This window comes from Geobacillus sp. (assembly GCF_017515625.1).
Classification (GTDB): domain Bacteria; phylum Bacillota; class Bacilli; order Bacillales; family Anoxybacillaceae; genus Geobacillus; species Geobacillus stearothermophilus.
On record NZ_JAFWFM010000216.1, the window covers coordinates 1 to 12,208 of the forward strand.

11 protein-coding genes and 5 pseudogenes are annotated in these 12,208 nt (G+C 54.5%); 7 read left to right on the top strand and 9 right to left on the bottom strand.

The genetic code is table 11. The annotated features are described in order from the left end of the window. Nucleotides 1-63: 63 nt before the first annotated feature. Both IKE44_RS12595 and IKE44_RS12600 read left to right on the top strand, forming a co-directional pair. A complete protein-coding gene (locus IKE44_RS12595; protein WP_013145420.1) occupies nt 64-312 on the top strand; it encodes a hypothetical protein in 249 nt (82 codons plus the stop codon). Between the two features lie 6 nt (nt 313-318). After that, on the top strand, nt 319-453 hold the full coding sequence (locus IKE44_RS12600) for a hypothetical protein (RefSeq protein WP_259463539.1): 135 nt from the start codon (nt 319-321) through the stop codon (nt 451-453). Between the two features lie 54 nt (nt 454-507). Here the strand turns inward: IKE44_RS12600 and IKE44_RS13800 are convergent. Beyond that, nucleotides 508-714, bottom strand: a pseudogene (locus tag IKE44_RS13800) (GNAT family N-acetyltransferase); the annotation flags it as partial. 213 nt (nt 715-927) lie between these two features. Here IKE44_RS13800 and IKE44_RS12610 point away from each other — a divergent pair. After that, nucleotides 928-1,185, top strand: a complete 258-nt coding sequence (locus tag IKE44_RS12610; RefSeq protein WP_080706515.1) for a DUF6154 family protein — start codon at nt 928-930, stop codon at nt 1,183-1,185. 166 nt (nt 1,186-1,351) lie between these two features. Here the strand turns inward: IKE44_RS12610 and ilvA are convergent, their stop codons facing one another. After that, nucleotides 1,352-2,560 (bottom strand): threonine ammonia-lyase, encoded by a 1,209-nt coding sequence (gene ilvA / locus IKE44_RS12615; RefSeq protein WP_033015242.1) that lies wholly within the window; start codon nt 2,558-2,560, stop codon nt 1,352-1,354. A 412-nt stretch (nt 2,561-2,972) separates the two neighbouring features. Between ilvA and IKE44_RS12620 the strand changes: the two genes are divergently transcribed. The 3 genes and pseudogenes from IKE44_RS12620 to IKE44_RS12630 all read left to right on the top strand — a co-directional run bounded on the left by IKE44_RS12620 (nt 2,973) and on the right by IKE44_RS12630 (nt 7,008). Beyond that, nucleotides 2,973-4,142 carry an alanyl-tRNA editing protein gene (locus IKE44_RS12620; RefSeq protein WP_049626107.1) on the top strand — a complete coding sequence of 390 codons (1,170 nt, stop codon included), beginning with the start codon at nt 2,973-2,975 and terminating at the stop codon, nt 4,140-4,142. A 136-nt stretch (nt 4,143-4,278) separates the two neighbouring features. Continuing rightward, nucleotides 4,279-5,542 (top strand): annotated as a pseudogene (locus IKE44_RS12625) (two-component system sensor histidine kinase NtrB). 98 nt (nt 5,543-5,640) lie between these two features. Further along, nucleotides 5,641-7,008, top strand: a pseudogene (locus tag IKE44_RS12630) (MATE family efflux transporter). A gap of 175 nt (nt 7,009-7,183) precedes the next feature. Here IKE44_RS12630 and IKE44_RS12635 read toward each other — a convergent pair. The 7 genes and pseudogenes from IKE44_RS12635 to IKE44_RS12665 all read right to left on the bottom strand — a co-directional run bounded on the left by IKE44_RS12635 (nt 7,184) and on the right by IKE44_RS12665 (nt 11,125). Next, nucleotides 7,184-8,076: pseudogene (locus tag IKE44_RS12635) on the bottom strand (DUF1028 domain-containing protein). A gap of 139 nt (nt 8,077-8,215) precedes the next feature. Beyond that, complete coding sequence (locus tag IKE44_RS12640; protein WP_080985683.1) at nt 8,216-8,350, bottom strand: YjcZ family sporulation protein; 135 nt, start codon at nt 8,348-8,350, stop codon at nt 8,216-8,218. Between the two features lie 33 nt (nt 8,351-8,383). Then, the gene (locus IKE44_RS12645; RefSeq protein ID WP_080706517.1) at nt 8,384-8,482 is read right to left on the bottom strand and encodes a YjcZ family sporulation protein; all 99 of its coding nucleotides are present in this window, start codon (nt 8,480-8,482) and stop codon (nt 8,384-8,386) included. Nucleotides 8,483-8,606: 124 nt separating this feature from the next. Beyond that, a pseudogene (locus IKE44_RS12650) lies at nt 8,607-8,777 on the bottom strand (EamA family transporter RarD); the annotation flags it as partial. Nucleotides 8,778-8,825: 48 nt separating this feature from the next. Continuing rightward, a complete protein-coding gene (locus IKE44_RS12655) occupies nt 8,826-8,915 on the bottom strand; it encodes a YjcZ family sporulation protein (RefSeq protein ID WP_080706518.1) in 90 nt (29 codons plus the stop codon). Nucleotides 8,916-9,007: 92 nt separating this feature from the next. After that, a complete protein-coding gene (locus IKE44_RS12660) occupies nt 9,008-9,964 on the bottom strand; it encodes a magnesium transporter CorA family protein (protein ID WP_049624275.1) in 957 nt (318 codons plus the stop codon). 282 nt (nt 9,965-10,246) lie between these two features. Next, nucleotides 10,247-11,125, bottom strand: a complete 879-nt coding sequence (locus IKE44_RS12665) for a cation diffusion facilitator family transporter (RefSeq protein ID WP_049624273.1) — start codon at nt 11,123-11,125, stop codon at nt 10,247-10,249. A 174-nt stretch (nt 11,126-11,299) separates the two neighbouring features. Here IKE44_RS12665 and IKE44_RS12670 point away from each other — a divergent pair, with 174 nt between their 5' ends. Further along, a complete protein-coding gene (locus tag IKE44_RS12670; protein ID WP_049626109.1) occupies nt 11,300-11,998 on the top strand; it encodes a class I SAM-dependent methyltransferase in 699 nt (232 codons plus the stop codon). Nucleotides 11,999-12,208 lie beyond the last annotated feature (210 nt).

The following is a 12,208-nucleotide window of genomic DNA, read 5'->3' on the forward strand; positions in this document are numbered from 1 at the left end:
CAGGGCCTGCTGATACATAATGGCCGCCATGTTTTCAAATGATAAAGATGGAGGTGGCTTCGATTGGAACCGATGCTATGCCCAAACTGCAAAACGAACCGGACGCGGTTTCATCTCATTGAGCAGCATCCGCGTGCGGTCAAGCTCGATCCGCACACCGGCGACATCGAGCATGAATACACAAATGAAGCGCTCGAACCGTTCCATCTCCCGTACCGCGGCCCGAGCTACCGCGTCCAATGCGGCGTCTGCGGGCTGATCGAAGATGCGGACATGTTCATTCAGCGCGCAAAATCGTCTCCATTGAGGTGATTCCATATGGCGAACAAAAAACAAACACCTTCTTCCATCGTAGACCAAAAACAGCTCGTCAACGACAAGGCAAAAGCGATGCAAGAGCGCGGCGACGAGCACATTCGCCGCGTCACGCCAAACGGGGCGGACGGGCAATAAACGCCGGCTTGCTTCTGCACAGAAGCAAGCCGGCGGAGCTTCCGCTTCTCGTTGCTAGCGATACATCGCCCACAGCCCAACATCGCGAAAACCAAGGCGGTGGTAGATGCGACCGGCGGACGGGTTGTCATAAAACAAGCACGGCATCTTCCCTTCAGCGAGCAAATCGCAAACGAGCTTCGCCACGATGGTGCTGGCATACCCTTTCCCTCGATGCTCCTGATCCGTTCAGACACCGACGATCATCGCCGACAATGAGAATTGAACGACGGATCTTGCCGCAAAAACGAATAGACTTGTTGATGGTCTTCAGCCGTTAACCGGCGAATCATAGAATTCCCCCGCTTTTCGAATGATATTTTTTCCATTATACTATAACGTATACCCGTTGCCAATGGCGGGATGATCAGGGAGCGACCGGCTTCGGCCGACCGTGAGGAAAGGAGGAAGGCTGCCTCCAAAAGCAGGGCGGCCGTGCAGATGAAGTTTATTGACGATCTGTACGAATACTATAAAGATCGACTGACCGGGGATGAAGAAGATGCCGAAGCGGTGGCGATGTCGATTTTAGATGAACTTAGCCGCCGCGATGTGCTCAAGCTGATTGGTGAGATGACTGATGAAGAGCTGCTTGGCATGTTCGGTTTGTATGTCCTGGAAAGCTTGAAAGCGAAAATGGCCCGCGAAGGCCTCGGCGCGACGCGGCCGCAAGATGCGCCGCGCGTGCATTGACAAAACAAAACGGCTGTCCTGCATGTCATAAAGAACAGCCGCTATGTTGGGCAAATGATGGTTTCGTATTCATGTGGCAGCCCTGTGAACATGATTTCGAAGACGGCTTTTCCACTGTTTGCTTAACAGACAGTGGCGAAACACAAACCGTTTTCCCATCGCGCGCTCATCGGTAAAACTGTACATCGTAGCCTTCTTTCAACAACACTTGGTAGATTTGCTGAATGTGGTCTTCGTTTTTTGTCTCGAGCGAAAAGTGAATTTCCGCCTGACCTGGCAGCACCTTGGCGCCGATGCGCTGATGGTGAATCGACATCACGTTTGCCTCAAGCTCCGCAATAATGCGCAGCAGCTTGTTCAACTGGCCCGGCTTGTCGGAGATGACCGTTGTAAACGTCACAAACCGGCCCGCTTCGACAAGCCCCCGCTCAATGATGCGGGAAATGAGCGTCACATCGACGTTGCCGCCGCTTAAAATGGCGGCGATTTTTTTGCCGCGAAACGGCAGCTTTTGATACAACAATGCCGCCAACGGACAAGCTGCCGCCCCTTCGATTAACAGCTTGTTCCGCTCGAGCACATACAGCATCGTCCGCGAAATTTCCGCCTCTTTCACGCATACAACGCCATCGACGTATTGCTCAATGTATTGGTACGTAATATTGCCCGGCTTTTTCACGGCAATCCCATCGGCGATCGTATTCGATGCGGCAATGGAGACGGGCTGTTTATGGCGTATGGCCGCCGTCATGCCGGGGCAAGCCGATGACTCAACGCCGTACACTTCAACCGACGGCTTCAGCTGTTTTAACGTAAGCGCCACCCCCGCAAGCAACCCGCCGCCGCCGACCGGACAAAGAACGACATCGACGTCGGGAAGCTGCTCGATCAGCTCTAAGCCGATCGTCCCTTGGCCGGCCATCACCGCCAAGTCGTCAAACGGATGAACAAATGTCATCCCCCGTTCACGTTGCAACTCTAATGCATATTCCAAAGACTCGTCAAACACATCGCCGTACAGCACGACTTCCGCCCCGTAGCTTTTCGTCGCTTCAATTTTGCTGAGCGGCGCCCCTTTCGGCATGACAATCGTGCAAGGAATGCCGAGCATGCCGCTTGCGTAGGCGACCCCTTGGGCGTGGTTGCCGGCCGAGGCGGCGATGACGCCGCGCGCCCTTTCTTCTTCCGTGAGCGACATAATTTTATTGAATGAGCCTCTCACCTTAAACGAACCTGTTTTTTGCAAATTTTCCAGTTTCATATACACCTCATTGCCGGACAGCCGGCTGAACGTCTGCGAATGCTCAAGCGGCGTTTGGTGGACGATGCCTTTCATTTTCGCTCGCGCTTGTTCAATGTCTGTTAACGTCAACATCATCAAACCACCCTTTCCGATCGGGCGACCGGTTCTTGTTCACCCCGCTTTATTATATACAAAACATTCCATCACCGACAAATGTTGCTTTTCTTTAGTTGGTTTTGGATTATTTTTAGCATATAGTTTTGTTGCATAAAATCATGTTCAACAAACATCGCTGCAACCCGCTTCCTTTGTCAAACCGTTTGAACGTTGGACTTGTCTCAAAACATCAGAGTGTTTCTAGGGGAAGAGCTGTCTATGGTCTGTTCTTTTTCTCTTGTGAATATTGTTTATTTAGAACATTGTTCTATAGATTTAGTCAATTGCCAACGGGAAAAAGCGGCCAAAAAGATCGGCGATAGGCAAACGCGAGGGAATTTGCTAATATGAAAGAAAAGCATTCGTAAGACGAAGGGATGAAACGGTTGTGACGAAAAAGTTGTACTATACGGCGCCGGATGTTGAAGTGTGGACGACAACGGTGACAAGCGTCCGCCAAGACGGCGAAACATACATTGTCACCTTGGCGGAAACAGTGTTTTACCCGGAAGGCGGTGGCCAACCGTCTGACTCCGGCACGATCGCCGGCTTGCCGGTGCTCGATGTGTTTGACGAAAACGGGGAAGTGTATCACCGCCTTCCTGCCCACCCGGGAATGGGCGCCGTTTCATGCGTCCTTGATAGGAAACGGCGCCGCGATCATACACAACAGCATAGCGGCCAACATTTATTATCCGCTGTACTCGTTGAACAGCTCGGCGCCGAAACAGTCGGTTTTCACCTTGGGCGCGAGGTTGTCACAATCGACATCACGGCGGGTGCGCTGACGGAAGCAGACATGCTGGCAGTGGAAAACCGGGCCAACGAACTCATTTACGCGAATCTCCCGGTCGAGACGTATTGGGTGACGCCGGAAGAAGCAGAACGGATGCCGTTTCGCAAGCGTCCCGATGTCCAAGGTTCTGTCCGTGTTGTCGAGATGAAATGGATCGATTTGTCGGCGTGCTGCGGCACCCATGTGAAACGCACGGGCGAAATCGGCGTGATCAAATTGCTGAAAGCAGAGCGCCATCGCGGCATGACGCGTCTTTCCTTTCTTTGCGGCGGCCGGGCGCTTGCCGACTACCAGCAAACCCACCGCGTCGTGCAGACGGCAGCAGGTCGGTTCGGGACAAGCCGCGATCAGCTGCTCGACGTGATCGCAAAATGGGAACAAGAGAAAAAAGAATGGGAAAAACGGCTGCGCCAATACGAGGCAATCGTCTTTGCCGTCGAAGCCGAACGGGCCGCCGCCGAATCAGGACGTGCAGTGATTGGCTGTTACGACCAATATGGGGCAAAAGAACTGCAAATGATCGCCCGTCTGATCGCCGACCGTTATGGCAAAACCGCGCTTCTCGCCTCCACCTCCGATTGGCGCGCCGTGATCGCCAAAGCACCGTCTTCCTTGCTCCATGCAGGGAACTGGCTGAAAGAACAAGCCGCCCTGTTTGGCGGCAAAGGGGGCGGCAACGAGCGGCAGGGGCAAGCTGCTTTTCCGTCCCTTGAGGCGCTTAGCCAGTTCCTTTCCCGCGTGGAAACGGCAGGCATCGATTGACGGCTCCTGCCCGCACCGCCCGGTTGCTTCGATTCGTTTCGTCCTCCCGTCGGATCGATGCGATGTCCGCCATAGCCGACGGATGGCGGTTTTTGTAAAATGAAAAACGAAATATGCAGCTAAGGAGTTTGAAGAGATGAACGATCGACTCGTACAATCGCAAATCGAAGAGCTCGAACGAAAGCTGCGCGCTTATGAGCGGCTCATCGAAACGCTTCCGTTTCCGTTCACCTTTGCCGATTACGAAAGTGGAATCGCCATCGAAAAAAAAGCGCGGCGACGTCCGGCCGCACCTTCGCACCATTCCACCGTCCCTTGAAAAGGAAGCCAAATGGCAGTGGGATATTGACTTGTATCGCGACGTACCGTTTGAAAAAGTGGAAGCCTTTTTGACGCCGCTGCTCGATCTCGTGCCGCACCATATCGTTTTTGTCGACGACAAAGGGATCATCACGCTTTGCAATTTGCAGGCGGCCATTGACACGGGCGTCGAGCGCGACGCCATCATCGGCAAACATATTCGCGAGCTGCTGAAGCTGCCTGACGAGCTGATCGCAACGCTCGAATCGCTTGAAAAAGGCGAGCCGCTCTACAATCACGAGGTGCTCGACCGATTTTACGGCATCGTCAACACCCGTTTTATTTACAACGATGACGGATCGATCAAACGAGTCATCAGTATGTTTCAGTCGCTCAATATGATGAAAGAAACGGAAAAGCTCGCCGTCGCCGGCCGCATCGCCGCCGGCATCGCCCATGAAATCCGCAATCCGCTGACAACGGTGCGCGGCTATTTGCAGCTGCTCAAAACCGAGCTGCCAGACCGGATCGCCTCGCTCGTCGAACGCCTGCTCATTCCTGAGCTTGACCGGGCAAACGGCATCATCACCGACTTTTTAAACATCGCCAAGCCGGCGGACGTGAAGATGGAAACGTTCCGGCTGCACCGTTTTTTGCGCGACGATGTCGGCGTTCTGCTGCAGAGCGAGGCGTTGCTGCACAGTGTGAACGTCCATTTTGACCTCGACGAACAACTGGACGATTACGAAATGAGCGGCGACCGCCGCCAGCTTTTGCAAGTGTTTTTAAACTTATTCCGCAACGCTGTGGAAGCCAAAGTGGCCAAAACGATGAATGTCACGGTGAGCAGCCGGAAAGTGAACCATATCGTCCAGCTTCGCTTCTGCGACGATGGGCCCGGCATTCCGCCATCGGTCATCGACCATGTTTTCGATCCGTTTTTTTCAACGAAGGAAACGGGAACTGGGCTCGGCCTGTCGTTATCGAAAAAAATCGTCGAACTGCATCGCGGGACGATGAAAGTGCAAAGCGATGCACGCGGCACTTGTTTTTTGATCGAATTTCCGCTTTGCAGCCAACCGCCGTTTCTTTCGTCGTAAATTGCTTCCGAAGAGGGAGGCCATCCCGGCTTCGGAAACGATGAGGTTGATGATTTAGAACAATGTGTCACTTTATCATGGAAAAAGGGGGAACGATTATGACCACGCCCGCTCCGCCCAACGGCAAATGGCGGCGCCTGTTCGCCTTGTTTCTTCCCATTTTCGTTTCGCAAACGGGCCAATATGCCATGAACTTTGTCGATGTCGCCATGTCCGGCCACGCGAGCGCCGAAGATCTTGCCGGCGTCGCGATCGGCTCCAGCCTATGGGTGCCGGTGTGGACCGGCGTCGGCGGCATTTTGCTCGCCTTGTCCCCGATCGTCTCGCATCATCTCGGCGCCGGACGCCATGACTCAATCGCCCGCGCCGTCACCCAGGCGCTCTACTTGGCTGTCGCGCTTGCTGCCGCCATTGTCATGGCCGGCGCCGCTTCTGTGCCGTTGATCTTGAAACAGATGTCTTTGGACGAAAACGTTCGGCATATCGCCTTTCATTACTTACGCGCCTTGTCGTTTGGGATCGTCCCGCTGTTTCTTTATTCTGTGCTCCGCTATTTCATCGATGCACTTGGGCAAACGAACGTGACGATGTGGATTACGCTCACCGCCTTGCCGATCAATATGCTGTTCAACTGGCTGTTGATTTACGGGCATGGCGGGTTTCCGCGCCTTGGCGGCATCGGCACCGGCTATGCGACAGCGATCACGTACGCATACTGCTTCGCGGCCGCTGCCTTTGCCGCGGTGAAATTTCGCCGTCTGTCTCCCTATCGCGTGCTCGTCCGTTTTTACCGTCCGTCATGGGCCGCATGGAAAGAGTTGCTGAAAACCGGGGTGCCGATCGGATCAGCCATCTTTTTTGAAACGAGCATTTTCGCTGCGGTGACGCTGCTTGTCGGCCGGTTTGGCACCGAAACAGTCGCTGCCCATCAAAGCGCCCTCAACTTCGCTTCCTTGTTGTATATGATTCCGCTCAGCTTATCGATGGCGCTGACGATCGCCGTAGGCGTTGAAGCTGGGGCCAACCGTTATGAAGCGGCCAAACAATATTGCCTGATCGGTATCACCCTCGCCTTGGCGGCCGCTGCCGCCGCTGCATTGTTTCTTTCCATCTTCCGCGGCGATGTTGCTCGACTGTATACAAACGATCCGACAGTGGCGGCGTTGACGGGGAAATTTTTGCTCTATGCGATCTTCTTTCAAGTTTCCGATGCCATCGCCGCTCCCATCCAAGGAGCGCTGCGGGGCTATAAAGAGGTGAACGCCGTTTTTTGGTCCGCTCTTCTCGCCTAGTGGGGCATTGGCCTTCCGCTTGGCTGCGCGCTCGCTCTCTTGACTGCCGCCGGAGCGTTCGGCTATTGGATCGGCCTGATCGCCGGATTGGCAGCAGGTGCTCTGTTTCTCAGCTTTCGCCTGCGGGCCGTTTGGCGCAGACATGACAGCGGGCGTGCGCCGCTCGCCTCCTAAACGGCCGCTGCCCAAACACGGGCTGTTTTTCCTGAACCGAAACACCGCATAAATCATTGTCTGCGCATATGCAGTCATAGGAAAAGGTGTCCCGCTCCTTTTGGGACACCTTCGCTTTTCATACAACGCCATTCATCCGCCTGACCAACCATATGCAGTGATCGTTTTTATTTTTTTATTTTTCCCCCTGCGGCGACGGCTGCTGTTTCATATACGCGAGCACGTCAAGATCGATTTTCCCTTTTTCTAGTTCGCGTTCCTCAAAGTTTTCTGTATGTATATACGCTTTCAGCGCTTCGTGAAGCGCCTCGCTGTCGGCGGCGCGCTCTTTCGGCAAGTAGGCGAGCCGGATCAAGTGGAAAGCCGCCTCTTCCTTGACCGCGCCTTCCATTACAGCCACTTTTTCGGGGCGCGGTTTCTCAAAATAAAGCTGGCGCAGCTCATACAGGCGAATGAGCTCCTCGATCGGCCGCGGGTGGTCGTCAACGCGCAAATCGATATAGCGGTCATTGTACCCGCCATAGCCGCCCCTTTCTTTCACAACGAGCAAGGCAGCCGACTGTTGCCCGCGGCGGTCGCCCCCCGCCGCCTGACCAGCTTGAAGCGCCTTTAGCAATCGCTCGGCGAGCGGCCCTTTGGCCTGCTCGAATGTTCTTCCCATCGCCAGCACCGTTTCCTCCCCGGCTAAAATATTGCCTTGCGCTGCATAGTTCGGTCCGGTAATGCCGCCCGCCCACGGGTAACATTTTTTCCGGTGAACGTTGCTGCCCGTCCTTTCGCATCCACGATGCCGACCTGGCGCAAATCGCGCTCGCTGTCATCGGCAACGAGCAACTCAAGCGTTTCTTGCGCCGTTTTCCCTTGTTCCATCCATTCGAGGCCGCGTGGGCCGTATGACGTGTTGGCATATGACTGCGTCGCCACGGCGCCGACGCCCGCTTTCGCCCACGGAACAACCGCACCAACGCCTAAAAATTTCGATTGAACAGCGATGCCAAGCTCCCCGGTCGCCGGATCGAACGCGACGATCGAAAACGTCGCGACGATGTCTTTTGCAATATGTGTCATTTCCCCGTCCTCCATATGCTTTCCATTTTCTCATCGTTTATGATTTCTCCACTTCCTTTCGTTGTTCCTGCCTGTTCACAAAAAAAGCGGGGGAAACAGCCGTTGCCCGGCCGTCTCCCTCCGCATGCCCATCATCCGCCTAGCACCATGTTGCCCCGACGATAATAAGCAAAATAAACAAAACGACGATCAGCACAAAGCCGTAGCCGTAGCCGCCGTAACCCGGATAACCGAAGCCATAGCCGCCCCAGCCGCCATAAAAGCCGCATGTCATATTCGTCACCTCCTTGCTAGAAAGTAGGGTTCGTTAGCACACCCAACCACCGATACATGCGCATCCGACAATAATCAACAAGATGAACAGAACGACGATCAACGCGAATCCGCCGCCGTAAGCTGCACCCATTTACCAACACCTCCTTTGTTTTTGTACTAGTAGACTATTCACAAACGAGGAAAATGGTTATGGGGTTCGGCAAAAATAGGTATTTGCCGTAAAAACAAAAAAACGGCCCGTTCTCGGACCGCTTTTATGCTTTAAGCGAACTTCGCTTCCATTTTTTCTGCCCTGGCGCTTGCTTGATTTGAACAACGGAAAACACGATAAGCGCCGTCCAAATGCAGCTGAATGCGTACAAATGGGCTCGCGTAAACGGTTCGCCGAACAAAAAGACACCAAGGAGAAGACTAATCGTCGGCGACTAGCCGCACTGTTTGACCCGTCTTCCCCTTCTTTTCCGTCCGGCTTCCTACCAGGCGACACATACACAACCGACAATAATCAACAAAATGAACAAAACAATGACGAGCGCATAACCGCTGCTGACCAAACTGCTCATGGCGGACACCTCCTTGGTCCCGTTGATGGGACCATCATATGCGTCCGCCCGCCCAAACGACCGGGCCAACGCCCATTTTTGCAAGCTGGCGCCTATTTTTCTTTCGTCCCAGTCTCCCCCCACCAACCTTTGCGCTTAAAATACAGGGCAATGAGGACGGCGACGGTCGCCATCAGCAGCAGGGCGAACGGATACCCGTACCGCCATTTCAGCTCGGGCATAAACGAAAAATTCATGCCGTAGATACCGGCAATAAACGTCATCGGCAAAAATATGACGCTCACCAATGTCAATGTTTTCATAATGACGTTCATATGATCGGATTTGAGCGACAGTTGCAAATCGAAAATGGCGGACAATGATTCCTTAAACGCGTCGAGCGCCGCCGGCACGCGGGTGAAACGGGAGGCCACCTCATCGATGTATGGATTCGTTTCCGCGTTGATGTACGGCAGCTCGGCATGGCGGATCGTTTTGATCGCCTCTTCCTGCGCTTCGGCCACTTGCCGCAGCTCATGAAGATGGGTTTTCATCCGGTAAATTTCACGCCCGATTTCATTGGCGAACGGCGTCGCAAACACTTGCCGCTCAAGCGCCTGAATGCGGTCGGCGATTTGGTCGATCACCTGCAAAAAGCGAGCGACGGCTAAGTCCAGGAAATGGTAAAGAACATATCCAGGGTACAGCGCCTGATCGCGATGATCCAACAGCCGTTCTTTCACATGGCCGATAAACGGGTCATCTTCATCCATATAACTGATGATATGCCGCTCGGCGGCAAGCAGGCGAATGTTTGCCGTTCGGCCGGACGGACGGATGATAAACAACGATACAAAAAGGAATCCTTCGTACTCATCGACCAGTGGAATGTCTGTTCCACCTATAAGCCGTTTTCGGGCGAGCGGATGAATCGACAGCGAGGAGAGGAGCCGTTCCAAATCCGGCTTGGCGGCGGCGGTGAAATGAAGCCAGCACGACTGGCCGCCCGCCGGCGCATGCCGTTCGTATATTCCGCCAAGCGGCAAGCGGGGGTTCGGATGGATGGCCATACACGAGTCTCCTTTCTAACTGATGCGTTTATTCGTATTGTTTGCCGTTTGCCGAAAAACTACTCCTCGCCGGCCGCCGAAAAAACGGCCGGAACATCGGCGCAGCAACGCCGCCCCGTGCCCGCCGAAAGCCGCTTTTGTCCGCCGAATGGAACGATGCCTTAACAAAGCAGGAGCGTCCATCGGACGGCAGCATTCGAAAAAAAAGGAGGACCATCCCTCCCTCTTGATCGGCAGGCGGTTGGGGCGCGACGGCCGCGCCCCCGTTTGCTTGGCCTCCGCTCAGCGCACCGCTTCCGGCTCCACATGAACGTGCGTCGCCCGGATGTTATGCCGTTTTTTCATTAAACGCTCGACCTCGTCGGCAATTTCATGGCTTTTCACTACCGTCAACTGCGAATCGACGCGGATGGTTACTTCGAGCACAACGTCATCGCCGAGCATGCGCGCCTTAATATCCGCGACATCGCGCACCCCGCTGACCGCAGCGATTTCTTGCCGGTAAATGGCGAGCTTTCTTTCATCAAACCCGTCGGTCAACGCATGGGCCGTTTCCATAAACACCTCCCACGCCGTCTTGCAAATGAGCACACCAATGACGAGCGCCGCCAACGGGTCAAGCCATGCCCACTCAAGATGCGCGCCGACAATCCCAAGCGCGGCGCCAATGCTGACGAGTGCATCCGATAAGTTGTCTTTCGCTACGGCCGCCAGCGCCATGCTGTTCGTCCGCCGCGCCAGCCGCACATTGATGACATAGATGATGAACATCACTGCTGCTGAAGCAAGGGCGACCGCTGCCGCCAGCCAATCGGGGGCGGCCTCCCTCCCGCCGCCAAGAAGCGTGCGGGCGCCGTCTGTAATCACATCAATACCGATGGACATCATGAAAAAGGCGGCCAACAGCGACGAAATGTTCTCCGCCCGCGAATGTCCGTACGGATGATTGCGGTCGCGCGGTTTTTTGGCAATTTTCATGCCGATATAGACAGCGACGGAAGCCATCACATCGCTCAAATTGTTCCATCCGTCCGCTTTCACTCCGTCCGATCCGGCTGCCGCCCCGGCCAAAAGCTTGCCGGCTGCCAGCAGAAGATAGATAAAGAGGCTTAACAACACCCCAGCCTCCGCCCGTTGTTTCCGTTCCACTCCATTCACCAACCTAGCGTTCTCGTTCTTGCACGTATCAGTGTACCAGCTTGATAGCGGTTGGGTCTATAGCAACAAAATTGCTTTTTTTCATGAGTATAGGGACAAGCCAATTTTTTTGCTCAAAGACAAAAAACGGCTCTCTGGCATATGATAAACCAACTGAGTGAAAAAGGAGAGAATGCCATGATGACGTATTTGGACTGGTTGGCGGACATGGGGATTGACGGCGCCCACCCCGGCGGTTTTGAGTTGACAAAACAAATCTTACGTAAACTTAATATTGACCGCTCAACCGCCGTGCTTGACGTCGGCTGCGGCACAGGGCAGACAGCGGCGTATATCGCTAGACAGTACGGCGCGGACGTGACGGCCATCGATCTCCATCCCAAAATGATCGCCAAGGCGAAGCAGCGTTTCGGTGCCATGGCGGTTCCGGTTCGCCTGCACCAGGCTTCGGTCGAATCGCTGCCGTTTCCCGCCGGCACGTTTGATCTTGTCCTTTCCGAATCGGTGCTCGCCTTTGTTTCAGTGCCTGCTGCCCTTGATGAAATCTGCCGCGTGCTGAAGAAAGGGGGCACATTCATCGGCATCGAAGCATGCCATAAGCGGCTCACCGCCGCCGAGCAGCAGCGGATCGCCGCGTTCTACGGCTTCAAGCGGCTGATGACGCCCGGCGAATGGAAAAAAACGCTTGAACAAAACGGATTCCGCTGCCGCCATTTCTTTTACAAAACGGCGGCGGAGGCGGCGGGCGAAGGGGCGCCGGCCGTCATCGTCTTCCCGACGACGCCGGAGATGGCAAGCATGTGGCAGAAGCATCAGCAGCTGACAGCGCAATTTGCCGACCGGCTCGGGTACTGCGTGTTTTGGTGTGAGACATAGGGGCTGCAACAAACGAACACGGGTGCTGACTCAAAAGCCCCTTTTTGATGAAATGGAACCGAAAGTATGTACCTGAATCCGTGATAAAGACGCGTTCAAAGCTGCCAAGAAAACTGGATCAATCAACAAAATATTGCACTCGGGGTTCTTCACCTAATAGGTGAACATTCGAAATGGAGTCGAAGTCTCGACACGATTGGGTTTCCCAGC